The sequence below is a fragment of the Paraburkholderia sp. GAS38 genome, assembly GCF_050434965.1.
Classification (GTDB): Bacteria; Pseudomonadota; Gammaproteobacteria; order Burkholderiales; family Burkholderiaceae; genus Paraburkholderia; species Paraburkholderia phenazinium_A.
This window is the reverse complement of sequence record NZ_JBNDJO010000001.1, coordinates 168,362-183,938: the sequence shown is the minus strand read 5'-3', so window position 1 is coordinate 183,938 and position 15,577 is coordinate 168,362. Positions and strand designations below refer to the sequence as shown.

The 15,577-nt window shown below is 63.5% G+C and carries 16 protein-coding genes; 5 read left to right on the top strand and 11 right to left on the bottom strand.

Annotated elements, in window-relative coordinates; all coding sequences use genetic code 11:
* Positions 1-119 precede the first annotated feature (119 nt).
* Complete coding sequence (locus P3T42_RS00815; protein ID WP_429304893.1) at positions 120-1,148, top strand: CHASE domain-containing protein; 1,029 nt, start codon at positions 120-122, stop codon at positions 1,146-1,148.
* Positions 1,149-1,246: 98 nt separating this feature from the next.
* Here P3T42_RS00815 and P3T42_RS00810 read toward each other — a convergent pair whose 3' ends face one another.
* The 5 genes from P3T42_RS00810 to P3T42_RS00790 form a co-directional block, all read right to left on the bottom strand.
* Positions 1,247-2,710, bottom strand: coding sequence for an amidohydrolase family protein (locus tag P3T42_RS00810; RefSeq protein ID WP_429304892.1), 1,464 nt, complete (start codon positions 2,708-2,710; stop codon positions 1,247-1,249).
* 122 nt (positions 2,711-2,832) lie between these two features.
* Complete coding sequence (locus P3T42_RS00805; RefSeq protein WP_074301646.1) at positions 2,833-3,594, bottom strand: ABC transporter permease; 762 nt, start codon at positions 3,592-3,594, stop codon at positions 2,833-2,835.
* 86 nt (positions 3,595-3,680) lie between these two features.
* Positions 3,681-4,544: an ABC transporter ATP-binding protein gene (locus P3T42_RS00800; RefSeq protein ID WP_429304891.1), complete on the bottom strand. Its 864-nt coding sequence runs from the start codon at positions 4,542-4,544 to the stop codon at positions 3,681-3,683.
* 2 nt (positions 4,545-4,546) lie between these two features.
* On the bottom strand, positions 4,547-5,581 hold the full coding sequence (locus tag P3T42_RS00795; protein ID WP_429304890.1) for a Rieske 2Fe-2S domain-containing protein: 1,035 nt from the start codon (positions 5,579-5,581) through the stop codon (positions 4,547-4,549).
* Between the two features lie 92 nt (positions 5,582-5,673).
* A complete protein-coding gene (locus tag P3T42_RS00790) occupies positions 5,674-6,696 on the bottom strand; it encodes an ABC transporter substrate-binding protein (RefSeq protein ID WP_074299352.1) in 1,023 nt (340 codons plus the stop codon).
* A 591-nt stretch (positions 6,697-7,287) separates the two neighbouring features.
* Here P3T42_RS00790 and P3T42_RS00785 point away from each other — a divergent pair.
* The gene (locus tag P3T42_RS00785; protein WP_171991702.1) at positions 7,288-7,458 is read left to right on the top strand and encodes a hypothetical protein; all 171 of its coding nucleotides are present in this window, start codon (positions 7,288-7,290) and stop codon (positions 7,456-7,458) included.
* Positions 7,459-7,571: 113 nt separating this feature from the next.
* Here P3T42_RS00785 and P3T42_RS00780 read toward each other — a convergent pair whose 3' ends face one another.
* The 4 genes from P3T42_RS00780 to P3T42_RS00765 form a co-directional block, all read right to left on the bottom strand.
* The gene (locus tag P3T42_RS00780; protein ID WP_429304889.1) at positions 7,572-8,378 is read right to left on the bottom strand and encodes a DUF4410 domain-containing protein; all 807 of its coding nucleotides are present in this window, start codon (positions 8,376-8,378) and stop codon (positions 7,572-7,574) included.
* A gap of 104 nt (positions 8,379-8,482) precedes the next feature.
* Positions 8,483-9,211, bottom strand: coding sequence for an amino acid ABC transporter permease (locus tag P3T42_RS00775; RefSeq protein WP_429304888.1), 729 nt, complete (start codon positions 9,209-9,211; stop codon positions 8,483-8,485).
* A gap of 1 nt (position 9,212) precedes the next feature.
* The gene (locus P3T42_RS00770; protein WP_074299358.1) at positions 9,213-9,938 is read right to left on the bottom strand and encodes an amino acid ABC transporter permease; all 726 of its coding nucleotides are present in this window, start codon (positions 9,936-9,938) and stop codon (positions 9,213-9,215) included.
* A 97-nt stretch (positions 9,939-10,035) separates the two neighbouring features.
* Entirely contained in the window at positions 10,036-10,848 is an 813-nt protein-coding gene (locus P3T42_RS00765) for an ABC transporter substrate-binding protein (RefSeq protein ID WP_074299360.1), read from the bottom strand.
* A 272-nt stretch (positions 10,849-11,120) separates the two neighbouring features.
* Here P3T42_RS00765 and P3T42_RS00760 point away from each other — a divergent pair, with 272 nt between their 5' ends.
* From P3T42_RS00760 to P3T42_RS00750, 3 genes are all read left to right on the top strand, one after another.
* Entirely contained in the window at positions 11,121-11,342 is a 222-nt protein-coding gene (locus P3T42_RS00760) for a hypothetical protein (RefSeq protein WP_074299362.1), read from the top strand.
* Positions 11,343-11,569: 227 nt separating this feature from the next.
* Entirely contained in the window at positions 11,570-11,851 is a 282-nt protein-coding gene (locus tag P3T42_RS00755) for a hypothetical protein (protein ID WP_074299364.1), read from the top strand.
* Positions 11,852-11,919: 68 nt separating this feature from the next.
* On the top strand, positions 11,920-12,249 hold the full coding sequence (locus P3T42_RS00750; protein WP_074299366.1) for a DUF4148 domain-containing protein: 330 nt from the start codon (positions 11,920-11,922) through the stop codon (positions 12,247-12,249).
* Between the two features lie 226 nt (positions 12,250-12,475).
* Here the strand turns inward: P3T42_RS00750 and P3T42_RS00745 are convergent, their stop codons facing one another.
* Both P3T42_RS00745 and P3T42_RS00740 read right to left on the bottom strand, forming a co-directional pair.
* Positions 12,476-14,197 carry a SpoVR family protein gene (locus P3T42_RS00745; RefSeq protein WP_429304887.1) on the bottom strand — a complete coding sequence of 574 codons (1,722 nt, stop codon included), beginning with the start codon at positions 14,195-14,197 and terminating at the stop codon, positions 12,476-12,478.
* A complete protein-coding gene (locus P3T42_RS00740; protein ID WP_429304886.1) occupies positions 14,194-15,465 on the bottom strand; it encodes a YeaH/YhbH family protein in 1,272 nt (423 codons plus the stop codon). Before P3T42_RS00740 ends, P3T42_RS00745 begins: the two co-directional genes overlap by 4 nt.
* Between the last annotated feature and the right edge of the window lie 112 nt (positions 15,466-15,577).

Genomic DNA, 15,577 nt, shown 5'->3' with positions numbered 1-15,577 from the left:
CGGCGCTTCGACGGCGCACGCGCCTCCCATCCGCATCGCGCCCGGCAGTTCGGGCGGGTGCATGTCTTCGAACAAGCAAGCTGCGTACGACCGGAAACGGCGATACGCCAGGCCACGACATGTCGACCCTGCGTATGCGTATCATCACGTTGATCCGGCAACCCGCCTTTGCCGCCGCCGGCACTTTTGTCGTCATTCTCGCGACGGCGCTCGGCACGTGGTGGCTGGTGCGCGAACAATCGTTGCAAACCGCGCGCAGCCAGTTCGAGCAGCGCACGGCCCATATCACCAGCGATCTGCAACAGGAACTCGCGACTTGCGAGTATGTGCTGCGCAGCGCCAGCGGCGTGTTCGTGGTGTCGCCCACGGTGACGCCGGAGGCCTGGCGACAGTACGTGACACGGCTCGATATGGACGACACGCTGTCCATCGTGCGGGCGCTCGGCTATGCCGAACTCGGACCCGGTGCGACGGCGCCCGGCGGCGCAGCCATCGCCACCGGGCAGCAAGCGCAGCCGTTCGCCCCCGTCACGCTGATGACGCCGGTGCGGGCCGGCGCGCCGGCCGCCGGCTACGATCTGGGCCGCGACCCCACGCGCCGTGCGGCCCTGATGCGTGCCCTCGACACCGGTGAACTGACACTCGATGCCCGCGCCGCGCAGGCGAGCACCATGCAGCAGCCCGCTCACCCGCATTTCGAGCTGTATCTGCCGGTGTATGGCGGCCCATCAGGCGGCCCGTCCCCCGCGGACTCCACCACGCCCGCGTCCGCCACGCTCGACGACGCGCCAACCCGGGTCGCCGGCGTGCTGGTGGCCGTGGTAGACCCGCGGCGTCTGTTCGAGCGCGGCATGGCCCATCAATGGGGTGTCGACCTGCAGGTCTTCGCGGGCGCCCCTTCTACGTCGCTCTATACGTCGGAGGCGGCCAGCGATGCGGCCTTCGACTCGTCCCCCGTCGTGCGCAGGGCCGAGACGCTGCGCTTCGGCGGCGAACCGCTCACGCTGGTATACACGACCAGCGAGCGGTACCTGGCCGCCGGCAACGACTATGCCGCGATGACCGTGCTGCTCGCCGGACTCGTCAGCGCCACGCTGCTGGCGGGCGTCGCGTGGCTGCTCGCGCGAACCCAGGGGCGCTCCCCGTGAGGGCTGTCACCTGCGTATCCGCTCAAGCCCGAACGAAGCGCGTTTGACGGGTCTGAGCGTCACCCCGCGTTTGCCTGAAGCGAAGCGGCTCGGGCGCCTCAGCCGTCAACCTCGGCAAGCAAGGCCTTCACCGCTGCCCGCGCCTCGCGGCCCAGTTCGGCGAGATCCACGCCGTCGATCCGATCGTCGCTGACGACACGCCGTCCCGCCGAGAACAGCGCCGCCAGCTTCGGCCTGCCGCCCGAGGCCACCGGACCGATGGCCGGATCGTGCAGCCCGAAGTAACGCGGATCGTCGAGCCGGTAGATCGCGAGGTCGGCGGAATAGCCCGGCGCGAGGCGCCCCACTTCGGCCAGCCCCAGCACCTGCGCTCCGCCTGCCGTGCCCCAGTGAATCACGTCGGCCACGCTCGCCGCATGCGCGCCGCCTTCGAAGCTGCCGCCGCGAAAGCGCGGCGTCGCCGCCATGCCGAGCCGCGCCCGTTGTGCGAGCCAGGTCATGTGCACTTCGGAGATCATGTCGGCGGCTTCGTTGGAGGCCGCGCCGTCGACGCCGATCGAGATGGGCACGCCCGCCTCCGCCATCTCGCGCACCGGGCAGATGCCGCTTCCCAGACGTCCATTGCTTTGCGGGCAATGCGCGACACCGGTGCCGGTTTCGGCGAGCAGCGCGATTTCGTCGGCGTCGACCTTCACGAGATGTGCGTACCAGACATCGTCGCCGAGCCAGTCGTGCTCGCCGCAGAACGCCACCGGCGAGCGGCGGTACAACTCGTGCGCGCTGTCCTGATAGCCGACCGTCTCCGACAAATGACTGTGCAGGCGCAATCCCAAACGCCGCGCGACCGCCGCGGTTTCGCGCATCTGCGCCGGCGAGATCGAATACAGCACGGTGGTGGGCGCCATCACCACGCGCCGCATCGCACGCGGCCCGGCGTCGTGATAAGCGGCAGCGAGACGTTCGATATCGGCCACGAAAGCCTCCAGCGTTTCCGGGCGTAACGCGGTGGGCAAATCGGCTTCGAGCTGGCGCGTTTGCGTCGCGCCGCCGCGCAGCAGCACGAAACGCAGACCAAGTTTGTCGGCCTCTTCGAACAGGATCGCCGAACTGTCGAACGGCATGTTCGGGTAGTAGACGTAGTTGTGATCCGCGACCGTCGCGCAGCCCGAGCGCGCGAGTTCGATCAGCCCAATGCGCGCGGCGAGGCGAAAGCGCTGCTCGTCGAATAGCGCGCGAAAGCGATACGGTGTCGCCGCGAGCCACGGCGTCAACGACGCGTCGAGACCCGCCGTATCGCCTTTGAGCAGCGACTGGAACAGGTGATGATGGGTGTTGACCCACGCCGGATAGATCACGCAGTCGGTGGCGTCGACGATCGTTTCTCCGGGACGCGGGCTCAGGGCGCCAATCGCCTCGATGGTGTCGCCGGCAAGACGGATATCGGGGCCGCTGACGCGTGCGGGGTCGTCCGCATCGCCGCGGCCGCCCGTCATGATGGCGGCTGCGTTGCGGATCAGAACGGTAGTGCGGTCTGCGTGGGTCTCGTGTGTCTGGATCGGCATGGACATATGCTTGAGCTTGAGATTGCGCTTGAGTTGACTTGAGTTGAGTCACGGAAAACGAGGGCGGCTACCCGATTGCGTTCCGCCGCCGCGGCCCTGCTACGAAGACCACAGCCGGCCAATCACAACTGGCTGTCATGCCAGCCGCGCAAGCCGATGCGCGACACCCACACGGTGATGCCGAACAGCACGACACCGGTGACGGTAATCAACAGCAAGGCCGCAAAGAGCCGCGGAATGTTCAACTGGAAACCCGCCTGCAGGATCTGATAGGCAAGGCCCGCGCCGCTGCCGCCGGTGCCCGCGACAAACTCCGCCACCACCGCGCCGATCAGCGAGAGCCCGCTGGAAATCCGCAAGCCGCCGAAAAAATACGGCAGCGCGCTGGGAATCCGCAGTCGCACGAGGGTCTGCCAACGCGTCGCATGATTGATCCGGAACAGGTTGATGAGCCCCGGATTCACGCTGCGCAAACCGAGCGCCGTGTTCGAGATGATCGGAAACAGCGCCACCAGTGTGGCGCACAGCACCAGCGCAGCCGTCATGTCCTTCACCCAGATGATGATCAGCGGTGCAATGGCGACAACCGGCGTCACCTGCAACAGGATCGCATAGGGAAACAGGCTGGCCTCGATCAACGGACTCTGCACGAACAGCAAGGCAATGATCACACCCAGCACCGTGGCCAGCGCGAACGCCAGCAGCGTGATCTTCAACGTTTCCAGCAGGCTGCCGAATAACAACGGGGCGTCCTGAATCAACTGCCCTAGAATCGCACTGGGCGCCGGCACGAGGTACGACGGCACCTTGAACAGCACGCACCAGCCCTGCCAGATCGCAAGAAAAACAACGCCGACCAGCCACGGAGCCATGGCTTTCGCCATGCCCGGCCGTTGCAGCAGCGGCGTGCGCTGGGTATCGCGCAGGGTTTTGGCGCGCCGCGTGGAATGAGCCCGAAGCACGTCGCCTGTCATGATTGCACCTCCGCGTCTTCGTTCATATGGGATGCCCGATGCGCGTCGACGATCAGATCGGATAACGTTTTGCAATCCTGTATAAACGGCGTGGATACGCGATAGGCGTCGTCGCGCTCGAGCGGCCCGTCGATCGGCACCTCGGTGATGATCCGCCCCGGCCGCGCCTGCATCACCACCACCCGGCTCGACAGATACACCGCTTCGTAGATGCTGTGCGTGACGAACACCACCGTCATGCCGCGCCGCTGCCATAAGGCGCGCAAATCGCTGTCGAGTCGGTTGCGGGTGAACTCGTCGAGCGCGCCGAACGGTTCGTCGAGCAGCAGCAGGTCGGGTTCGGTGACGAGCGCGCGGGCCAGCGACGCGCGCATCTGCATGCCGCCGGACAACTCGCGCGGCAACACCCTGGCGAACTTTGCCAGCCCCACGCCGGCAAGCGCCCCGGCCACCCGCGCATCGGCCTCGCGGCGCGGCACGCGAGCGAGATCGAGCGGCAGGCGCACGTTGTCGGCCACCGTCGCCCATGGCATCAGCGTGGCTTCCTGAAACACCATCGACATGCGCCGGCCCGGCGACCCCACCGTTTCGAACGGTTGACCCCACCAGCGCACATGACCATGGGTGGGTGTCTCGATGCCGGCGAACATCTTCAGCAAGGTACTCTTGCCGCACCCCGACGGCCCGAGCAAGGAAACGAACTCGCCGGGCGCAATCGCAAGGCGTACGTCTTCGAGTGCGATCGTGCCGTTCGGATAGCGCTTGTCGACGCGCTGCACCGACAGCAACGGCGGGTTGTCGCGGCTCGGCGCGGCGGCCAGCGTGTCGGGCTGCGCAGAAACCTGAGTGGTACTGTCCATGCTCAAACCTCCGTTTCGATGCGAAATACCTCGCTTTCGCCGTGATCCGCGAGCAGCTTCAGCAGCATCCGCCGCATCAGCAGGCCCGGCTGGTCCGATTCCATGTGGCACTCCTGCTGGCGCCGCACATCGATGCAGGCGTCGTAGTCGGTCGCTTCGAGAATGTCGCGGTCTTCGTCGGTGATCGGACGGTCCCAGTCGATCAGCTCCTGAGTCGAGCACGCCTCCTCGGTATCGTTGCGATAGAGCCATTGCGACAGCATCAGCGTGCGATCGTCGATGGGCGTCGCGCAGTTGTAGATGATGTGATGCACGCCGCTCGCCGGATACACGCAGCCGAAGCGGCGCGCGAACGGCATGAACCAGCGGTTGGTGAGATGCCGCTCGGTCACCTCCTCGGTCGTGCCGGTCACGCGGTAGCTGGCAGGCGGGTTGCGCACCGGCACATGGGCTTCGGCCTCGAAGCCCCAGTCGTTGGGACGGAATTCGTACTTCGACGGCTTCGGGTTATCGAACAGGCCAAAGTTCGATTTGTGCACGAAGCTGAAATGCGAGTTGTCGAACGAGTTTTCCATCATCCGCAGCGGGCTGGTCTGCCAGCGTTCGTAGAACTGAAGAATGCGGCGATAACCCGTTGCGTCTTCCTCGGGAAACGTCGGGATGGGCTGCAAGGGCTCGTCGAGCGCGACCCAGGCGTAGCCGTAGCGCTCCTCGCAACGATAGGCCTGTACCACCGCCCGCGAGGGAATCGCACTGCCGCCGTTCTGCGGAATCTTCACGCATTGGCCGGAGCAGTCGTAGGTCCAGCCGTGATAGCCGCAAGCGATGTTGCCGTCGCCGTCGACAAAGCCCTTGGACAGCCTGGCGGTGCGATGGCAGCAGCGATCGCGCAAGGCGTGCGGTTTGCCGCCCACGCCCTTCCATAGGACGATCGGCTCGCCGAGCAGCGTGAACGGCTGCGGACCGGCATCGAGTTGCGCCATCGGCATAATGGCGTACCAGAAGCGGCGCAAGACCTTTTGACGGGTGACCAGCATCGTGAACCTCCTTCAATCAACATGTCTGTATCAGCCGGCGCGACGAAGCGCGCCGGCGCGGGAAAGCGTGACGGCAAGTGCCGGTGCATTCGTTACGGCATCACCTTGGCGTCCTGGATGTATTGCAGCGTGTAGGCGCTGTGGTAGTCGGTGGCGGGCTTGAGCAGCTTTGCGCCGACCATGTAATCGAAGGTCTTCTTCCAGCGTGCGTCGGTCATGGCGCCGATGCCGAGCGTGGCTGCATCGCCGCCCGTGACAAGCTTCAGCTTCTTCAGTTGCGCGACGCCGTAGGCGAGTTGCGCATCGCTCATCTGCGGGTTGTCTTTCTTGATCAGCGCATTGCCGGGAGCGGGATCGTTGAGATAGCTCTTCCACCCTTCCATCGACGCCTTCACGAAGCGCGCCACCACATCCGGCTTGTCCTTCAGCGTGTCGCGCATCGTGACGATTGTCGTGTTGTACGGCGGATAACCGTCGTCGGCGAACAGGAAGAAGTGCGCGTTCGCATGGGCCTGCTCCGCCTGATAGGTCTCCGATGACGGATAGGCCTGCATCGCCACGTTCGGATCGGCGAAGAACGGTTGCAGGTTGAAGGTGTAGGGTCGCGACTGCGCGTCGGTGTAGCCGTATCTGGCCTTCAGCCACGGCCACCAGCTCGTGCGGCCCGAACCGGCAACCAGAATCGTCTTGCCCTTGAGTCCGGCAAGACTGGTCACGTCGGCATGCGTGAGCATGCCCTGCGGGTCGTACTGGAACGAGGCGGCCACGGTCGTCACCGGAATGCCGGCCTCCACGCCCGAGAGCACCTGGAAGTCGTAGCCGAGCATGAAGTCGGCCTGGCCGCCGGCGAGCAACTGCATGCCGTTGACTTGCGGGCCGCCCATCTTGATCGTGACGTCGAGACCGTACTTCTTGTAGACGCCGGTCGCCACCGCCTGATAGAAGCCCCCGTGTTCGGCCTGTGCGTACCAGTTGGTCAGCAAGGTCACGTGATCTTCAGCGTGAGCGAGCGATGCGGCAAACAGACTGCCGGCGAGCGTGAACGCGGATGCGGCACGCGCGAGCAACGAAGGGGCTGATGCGGCGAAGCGGGAAAGAAAGCGCAAAACACGCATGACGAAGCTCCGTGTGAGAACACACAAGGTGTGAGGGATGGATATGGGTGGATTTGAAACTGAGGATGGCGAAGCAATGGGAGTCGTGCGATGCGGGCACGAACGCGCAGCGCGTGGCGAGATTGCCGATGCGCCGAGGTTAATCGCTCGTGTGAAAAGCTGGGGCCACTGCATCGCACGCTCCTTGTCGGCGGGACCGGACGGTCCCGTTCAAACGCCGACTCGAGGTCGACGTGGGCGCACGATGCGCCCCAAGAGCAATGCCCCACGTTGCCGGCACAGATATGCCGGTCGCTAGCCGCTTCTACTCTGAAGGCGTTCTAAGCGAACTGCGTGCCAGGTGGGGGGAAGCCAGGTGGATTGGGGGGAAGCGGGGTTTGGGTGCGGATGTTGCGCGGCTGGCGCGCCCCGCTATGCGGTGCGTGTGCACGTTGGCGAGGCGTGGTGGCACCGTGGGGGTGCAAACGTAGGGCGCTTCAATAGGCTTCGCGTTCTACCGGCACGACGTGGTTCCACGCGCCGAGATCGGCAATCCCGCCAGCGGGACCGCCGGTTGCTACACCTTCCTTAGATCCACTCAAGGAGCCCGTCATGAGCAAACCCCAACCCACCACGCCGCCGGATTTCGAGCATCCGCAGCCTGTGACGCACAGCGACAACGAGAAGAGCAAACTGCCCGAGCGCCACGATGAAACACGCAAACAGTCGCCAGCCGACCGGCCCGGCAAGAAGCCGGGTGAAGGCGAGCCATCAGTCAGTTGAGGTCGTTAAATGCAGCGGCCCCTCGGGACATGACTCGTCCGGGGAGGCTCGAGGCTCGTGCGTGGCGTCGCATGCGCAGACGTGCGGCGCGAAGCCGCGCGAGTGACCGCCATTCAACCCGCCGAACGCCCTGCCTGCGGCGCCCCACCCGTTTCGGCAGCCGGACTTCCAGCAGGACTCGCCGCAGCCTTCGGACCATTAATCAGGCTTTCGATCTGCATGGCGACCAGTTTCGCCATCCGGGTGGCGTCGGCGTCCACCGTCGTGCCCGTCATTCCCAGCGCCCCGACTGCCGTGCCCACTGCCTGCGAATTGATGCCCATGGTCGCGACCTTGCCGGGCGCCCTGCCGCTATTCGAATCCAGGTCGATAGCCAGTACGACGGTTGAGTGCCCCGCTACCATCGACGACACCGCGACATGCGTCTTGATGTCGCTTGCACCGCTGCCGAAGCCGATCAACTTCCGTTTGGTCTTGCTGCCTTCGTCGATTGCCGTGAACTCGCCGTCCACCACCAGCCGCGCTCCGCCGCCTTCAGCCGCGGCCACGGCGGCCGAAGCGGCACTTGCCGACGCAACGTGGTCTTTCTCGAGCTGTTCGGCGAGCGCCTTGGAGAAAACGCTTCGAACATGCTTAGCCAGCACGTCGGGCGTCGAATCTTCGTCGGTTCCATGGCGCATCAACCGGTCCCGGTGCAAGCGGCCGGCGATGGAGTTATCCAGCGTGACGGCATCGATGCGAACCGCGAAATCGTGAATCACGACCCGCTCGGGCTTCGGCACGACCTGCGCCGCGCCATCGTGTTCGACGACTTCGACCGTCGCGCCACCCGTCAGGAAATTGCCGACGCTGCTCTGCGCGTGCGCACCCTGAATCTGTATCGCCGTCACAAGGAGAGCCACGATGACTTTCGGTTTCATCTTTGTTCCTGTTTCGCTGCTGTGACGCTCATATTCGCGACTCAGCCCGTCAAGGACCATCGATTTGCGACGAAGCGGCAGGAGGTGTCGTGAAGTGACGCCGATCAGTCGCGAGAGGGAACGGCCGGTGCGACAGGAGCCACGCTAGCCCGTGCGTCGCGTCCGCTGCGCGTCAACCAATACGTCGCGCCCCGGTCGAGCGCCGTGCACAGCACCAGGTAGATGAAACCCACGAACAGGAAGATCTGCACCGGATACACCATCAGGCGGTTATTCACCTGGGTGGCGACGAACGACAGTTCTCCGACGCCCACGATATACGCCAGCGAGGTGTCTTTCACCAGCGAGACCCACTGGTTGACGAACGACGGCGTCATGATGCGGATCGCCTGCGGCAGCAGCACGTAGCGCAAGGCCTGCATGCGCGTGAGCCCAAGCGACAGTCCGGCCTGCCATTGCCCCTCGCCGACCGCCAGAATGCCCGCGTGCACCGAATGCGCGAGATACGCACCGCCGATCAGCGACAGCGCGCACACCACCGCCGCGAGCCCCGGCACGTTGACGTGGAACAGCACCGGCAACAGGAAGAAGGTCCAGAAAATCAGCATCAGCACCGGGATGGCCCGGAAAAAACCGATCACGAGCAGGAGCGGCACGCGCGCGATACGGCCGGCCATGGCCAACGCGATACCGCCGGCCATGCCCAGCACGGCCGAGGCGAGCGCCGACGTCACCGCGAGCACCAGCGTCAAGGCGGCCCCGCCTAGCGGCCCGTCGGGAAACGCACCGACCAGCAGATACGGCAAGTTATTCAATAACAGCGACCATTGCATATCAGCGCCTCGCGAACGACAGGTCACGGCGATGCGCGACAACCAGAGACACCGCTTCGATCACCGCCACGGCCGCGATATACAGCAGCGTCGCCACCCCAAACGCCGCGAAGGTCTGGAAGGTTTCGGTCTCCACCTGACGGGCCGCGTACGACAGTTCGGCGAGGCCGATTGCCATCGTCAGCGACGAGTTCTTGACGAGGTTCATGTATTGCCCAAAGAGCGGCGGCAGCGAGATACGCACCGCCTGCGGCAAGACGACGTAGCGGAACGCCTGCAACGGCGTGAGTCCGAGCGCGGCGGCCGCGTGGTGCTGGCCCTCCCGCACGCCGCGCAGTCCCGCCTGAAACTCCTCGGCGATAAACGCCGCCGTATAGCACGTGAGCCCGATCCAGCCGGCCACGAACTCGAACGACGGCCAACGCACGGCCCATCCCATCGCATGGACCGTGTGCGCCGTATTCAACCATTGCATGACGGCATCCGGCAGCAAGGTCGCCACGCCGAAATACCAGAACAGCAACTGCACCAGCAAAGGCGTATTGCGAAACGCGACCACATACGCGCCCGCGGCGTGCCGCGCCGCGCGATAGCGCGCATGGCGCGCCAGCGCCAGCACGAAGCCCAGCGCCGTCGCCGCGACGGCCGCGGACAACGCGAGGCCGAGCGTCACGCCGAAGCCTTGCCATAACCACATCAGATATTTTGGAGCGAGCCACGCCTGCATCGTCTGTCCTGCCGGATTTCATCGAGCTTTAAAACACCGATGGGCACGCCGTGGCGTGCCCATCTACTTTCTTGACGCGAGCGAACTCGCCTCGGGTTCAGGTCTTGTCGCCGATCTTGAAGATGCGCACGAGCGGCGTCTTCGTCTGCGGACCGAACCAGCGGTTATAGATCTTGCCCGCCGAGCCGTCTGCTTCGAGGCCCTTCAAGGTCTCGTTGACGAAGGCCGTCAGGCGCACTTCGCCCTTCGGGATGCCGACGCCCATGTAGTCGTTCGTGATCGTGAACGGCGGAATCTCGTAGTTCTGCTTGTCCGGCACGTTGGCAAGCAGGCCGACCAGTTTCGGACCGTCCTGGGTGATCGCCTGCACATTGCCGGCGCGCAAGGCCGCAAAGGCGAACGGCGTGTCGTCATACGCCACGACCGTGGCCTGCGGGAATTTCTCGCGCACCGCGATCTCGTTGGTGGTGCCCTTGTCCGCGCCGATGCGCAGGCTGTTGATCTGGTCCGGCGACTTCAGCACGCCCTTCTTGGCGAGAAACTGCTGACCCGACGAAAAATAAGGAATACTAAAATCGACCTGCTTGGCGCGTTCATCCGTGATGGTGAAGTTGGCAAGCACCAGATCGACCTTGCCCGACGTGAGGAACGGAATCCGGTTGGCCGGATTGGTCGGCTGCAGCTCGAGCTTCACACCGAGCTTGTCGGCCAGCGCCTTCGCATAGTCGACATCCAGTCCGACGATGTGGTTCGTGGCGGGATCGACGTAGCCGAACGGCGGGTTGCTGTCGAACGTGGCGACGCGCAGGACGCCGGCTTTCTTGATGTCGTCGAGACGATCGGCGTGGGCGACGCCCGACACCGTGACCATCAACCCCAGGAGCCATGCGGCGAGAGTGCTGGATTTCATTTTTATAGAGACCTTCTTGTGTGTGGCGGCCGTGTATTGCAACCCTGTGTTGCAACCCCGGCAAGGTTGCTAAAGCAGCGGCATCGCTGCAACGATGCACGAACGCTACCTTAGCAGCCGCAGCCAGCCCCGCAGAACCAACAAATATTCCTGTAGAAAGCGCGATTTCAGCTAAGCGTCAGGATGATTTGCAAACGCGTATTTGTCGTTTGTCGGCCCACGCGGGGCTGACTAGCATCGAGGCTCGACATCCGATCAGAAGGAAACTTGCCATGTCCGAGCGTGCCTCTTTCAAGCCGCGTGTCATCGAACCGGTGGCCGACAACCAGCCCGAGGGCCTCGGCCTCGCGGTTGAGTTATGGCTGGCGCATCCCGTCGACGGCATAGCCGGCCGCGCCGTCCAGATTCACCTGCGCGGCGACGCGCGAATGGCCCAGGCCGAAGCGTTGCGCGACCTGCTGCATCAACTGGGGACGGACATCGTCGTCGCATAGCGGGCGAGCCCTTTTTCGCCGCCACCACGCCTGGCCGCCCGCCGCTCAGCCTTATCCGACGGGGCTGACGGGATTGGCGGCCAATTCGAAACAGTCATTTCATCCTATCGATACAAATATTCAATAGTAGGGGTATACACTGCCTCCATCGACGTTGCAGACACACCGCTCAGGCCGCTGTCGCGACGCCTTCCTGAACCGAAGTCGAAACGTATATGGAGTCCATCATGAAGACCAAGATTCTTGCTGCCCTGCTGGTTGCCGCTTCTGCCACCCTCGCCGCCCCGGCATTTGCCAGCGGCTACGGCCCGGCTCCGTTCTACCGCCCTGCTGTCGGCGCCCCTGCCTCGCAACAAGGCCAAAGCGCACAAACGGTTGCGGCAGAACGCGCCAACGCGGATGCCAACGCCAATACCAACAGCGCGTACGGTGGCGTAAGCGAACAAGCTTCGCAATCCGGCGTGCGTGAACCGGTTACGGGCCCGCGCTCGGTGTTCTTCGGCCATTGATTCGGCCTCACCGGCTTTAGAAGTTTGCTTCAGGCAGTCGACAAAATAATTTTCGGAGGTCAATCATCATGAAGTCCCTTATTCAAGCTGTTGCTATCGCCGCTGTGCTCGCTACCCCGGTGGTGTCGTTCGCCCAGTCGAACCAACCCGTGACCCGCGCCCAGGTGCGTGCGGAACTGGTGCAACTCGAAAAGGCCGGCTACTCGCCCGCCCGTGGCCGCGATCCGTATTACCCGTCGGATATCCAGGCTGCCGAAGCCCGTGTCGCTGCGCAAAACGGTACCGCGCAAGCGGAGACGACCGGCTACGGTCCGGGCACGAGCGGCACGTCGCAGTCGGGTCAGCGCGCTGAAACGACGCTCAGCACGTACTCGCCGCCGGTCTACGTCGCGCATTGATCGACGGGTTGTTCAGGACAGAGCCGCGCAGCCGGCTCGCGAGCCGCACAAACGAAACAGGCCCGCGCTAGCCGTACGCGCGGGCCTGTTTGCCAATACCGAAATCCTCCGTCGCCAGATTTCTGGTGACTTTGCCCAGCTCCCTGACTGGGCGTTTTTTTGCCCCTCTCCGCTTGGCCTCTGCGAGCGACGGCGCCCGCTTACTGCGCTGACGTCGGCGTACGGCTCAAACCCTCACCGCAGGCGGTACATACCTGCACTCATAGCGCTTCCTGACCGTACCGTTTTCGTCGACGCTTTCCAGATACACGTCGAACTGCCACAGCCGCGCCATATGCTTGAGCACCTCGTCGCTGTCTCCCGACAGATGACGGTTGTCGCTCATGAAGTGCCGCAGCGTCAGGCTCCGGTCGCCGCGCGTGTTCACCGACCAGACCTGGATGTTCGGCTCGCGATGATGCATGTCGTACTGCCGTGACAAGGCCTGGCGCACGTACTGATAGCCGCTGTCGTCGTGGATCGCGGAGACTTCCAGCGCATCGCGCATGTCATCGTCCAGCACCGAGAAGAGCCGCATTTCACGGATCAGGTGCGGTGACAGATACTGCGCCACAAAGCTTTCGTCCTTGAAATTGCGCATTGCGTAATGCAGCGCCGGCAACCACGGGCTACCGGCCAGTTCCGGGAACCACTTGCGATCCTCCTCAGTCGGGTTTTCGCAGATGCGGCGAATGTCGCTCATCATCGAAAAGCCCAGCGCGTACGGATTGATCCCGCTGTAATACGGCTTGGTGACCGGTGGCTGATACACCACGTTGCTGTGCGAATGGAGAAACTCCATCATGAAGCCGTCTTCCAGCTTGCCCTGGTTGTACAGCGTGTTGAGCAGCGTGTAGTGCCAGAACGTCGCCCAGCCTTCGTTCATCACCTGGGTCTGGCGCTGTGGATAAAAATACTGGCCGATCTTGCGCACGATGCGAATGACTTCACGCTCCCACGGCTCCAGCAACGGCGCATTCTTCTCGGCGAAATACAGCAGGTTTTCCTGCGGCTCGGGCGGATAGCGGTCGTCGGTTTCCTCGGGTTCCGGCGTGTGTTTGTTCGGCAGCGTGCGCCACAGCTCGTTCACCTGCGACTGCAGATACGCTTCCCGCTCGCGCCGCGCCGCCGACTCCTTCTGCAGCGACAGCTTTTGCGGCCGTTTGTAGCGGTCCACGCCGTAATTCTGCAGCGCATGGCAGGAGTCCAGCAGTTCCTCGACCCGGTCCAGGCCAAAGCGCTCCTCGCACTCCGCAATGTAGTTCTTGGCGTAGACGAGGTAATCGATGATCGCGTGCGCATCCGTCCACAGCTTGAACAGATAGTTGCCCTTGAAGAATGAGTTGTGGCCGTAGGCCGCGTGCGCGATGACGAGGGCCTGCATCGTCATCGTGTTCTCTTCCATCAGATACGCGATGCAGGGGTTCGAATTGATGACGATTTCGTACGCCAGCCCCATCTGGCCGCGACGGTAGCTTTTCTCGGTAGACAGGAAGTGTTTGCCGAACGACCAGTGCCGGTAGTTGACCGGCATGCCGACGGACGCGTACGCATCCATCATCTGTTCAGCGCTGATGAGTTCGAGCTGGATCGGATAGACGTCGAGCTCATATTGCTCTGCAACATGGGCAATGTGGGTGTCGTATTCCTCGATCAGTTCGAAGGTCCAGTCGGACGGGCACGGCAAAGGCCGTCTATCGGCTACGTTCATACGGACTTCCCTTTGCCCCACAGTGGGCGTTCCGGTGTGTCCCCGTGCTGCAGCAGCGCCATCGAGACCTGCTCCCGCATCGACGGCGCCTGGATCGGCCGCCGCGGCTTCGGCATGCCCGATCGCTTGCTTCGGCACGCCTTTTTTGCGCTCCGGCTGATAGCCGCGCGCCTCATTGTGCAGATGTTTGGTGCTCATGATGACGCCACCTGCTTTTCAAACAACTCCCGGAACACAGGGTAGATGTCGGCGGCCGTTTCGACCTTCTTCATCGCCATGTGCGGCTGCGACAGCGCAAGCTGCGCATATTCGAGCCACAGGTTCTGTTCTTCGGGCGTTACCTGAATATACGCAAAATAGCGCACCTTCTCGAGAATGTCATCCGAAAGGATCTTGCGGCACTTCGGCGAATCGTCGGTCCAGTTGTCGCCGTCCGAGGCCTGGGCGCCGTAAATGTTCCATTCAGTCGGCGAATACCGCTCCTCCTGGACCTTCTTCATCAGCTCCAGCGCGCTCGACACCACCGTGCCGCCGCTTTCGGTGGAATGGAAAAAGGTGTCTTCGTCGACCTCCTCGGCACGCGTGTGATGGCGAATGAACACCACCTCGATGCGCTCGTAATTGCGCTTGAGGAACAGGTACAACAGGATGAAGAAGCGCTTGGCGAGATCCTTGCGCTGCTCGTCCATCGAACCCGAGACGTCCATCAGGCAAAACATCACGGCCTGACTGGACGGTGTCGGCTGCTTGACGCGGTTCACGTAACGCAGATCGAACGGATCGATGAAGGGAATGCGCCAGATGCGCCCGCGCAGATGATGGATTTCCTCTTCGAGCGCCTTGATGTCGTCGCGGCGATCGTCGGGGTCCGCCTTCATCTCTTCGAGCTGCCGTTCGAGCTCATGCAACTCGTTGACGAGCGGCGCGCCGAGCGCAATGCGCCGGCCGAGCGCGCTGCGCAGCGAACGGACCACGTCGATGTTATTAGGTGTGCCTTCCGCCGCCCAGCCCGCACGAATGCTTTTCCAGGTGGGCACGGCCAGCAGATGGGTTTTGACCAGACGCGGCAATTCGAGGTCGTCGAAGAAGTACTGCATGAACTCTTCGCGACTCAGCTCGAATACGAAGTCGTCCTGACCTTCGCCTTCGTTGCTGGCCTGGTTGCCGCCGCCTCCGCCACCCCCGCCCTGGGGACGCGGAATCTTGTCGCCGCGGATGTAGTCGGCGTTGCCGGGATGCACCATCTCACGCTTGCCGCCGGGGCCATGGCGGAACGACGGTTCCGCAATGTCCTTGCGCGGAATGGTGATGCTCTGGGTATCCTGAATGTCCTTGATGCTGCGATCGCGCACCGCTTCCGAGACGGCACGACGGATATAGCCTTTGACACGACGCAAAAAGCGTTCGCGGTTTGCAATACTCTTGTTCTTGCCAGCTAGCCTGCGGTCGATGATTTGATGAAGCACATCCGGTCTCCCATGTCGACGGGAGTGAGCGCTTCAACGCTGACTCCCATCCCATGCAGCACTCATTCGGGTGCGCGAGACGCACGCTGCAACTGCAACGCTATGTCCATGC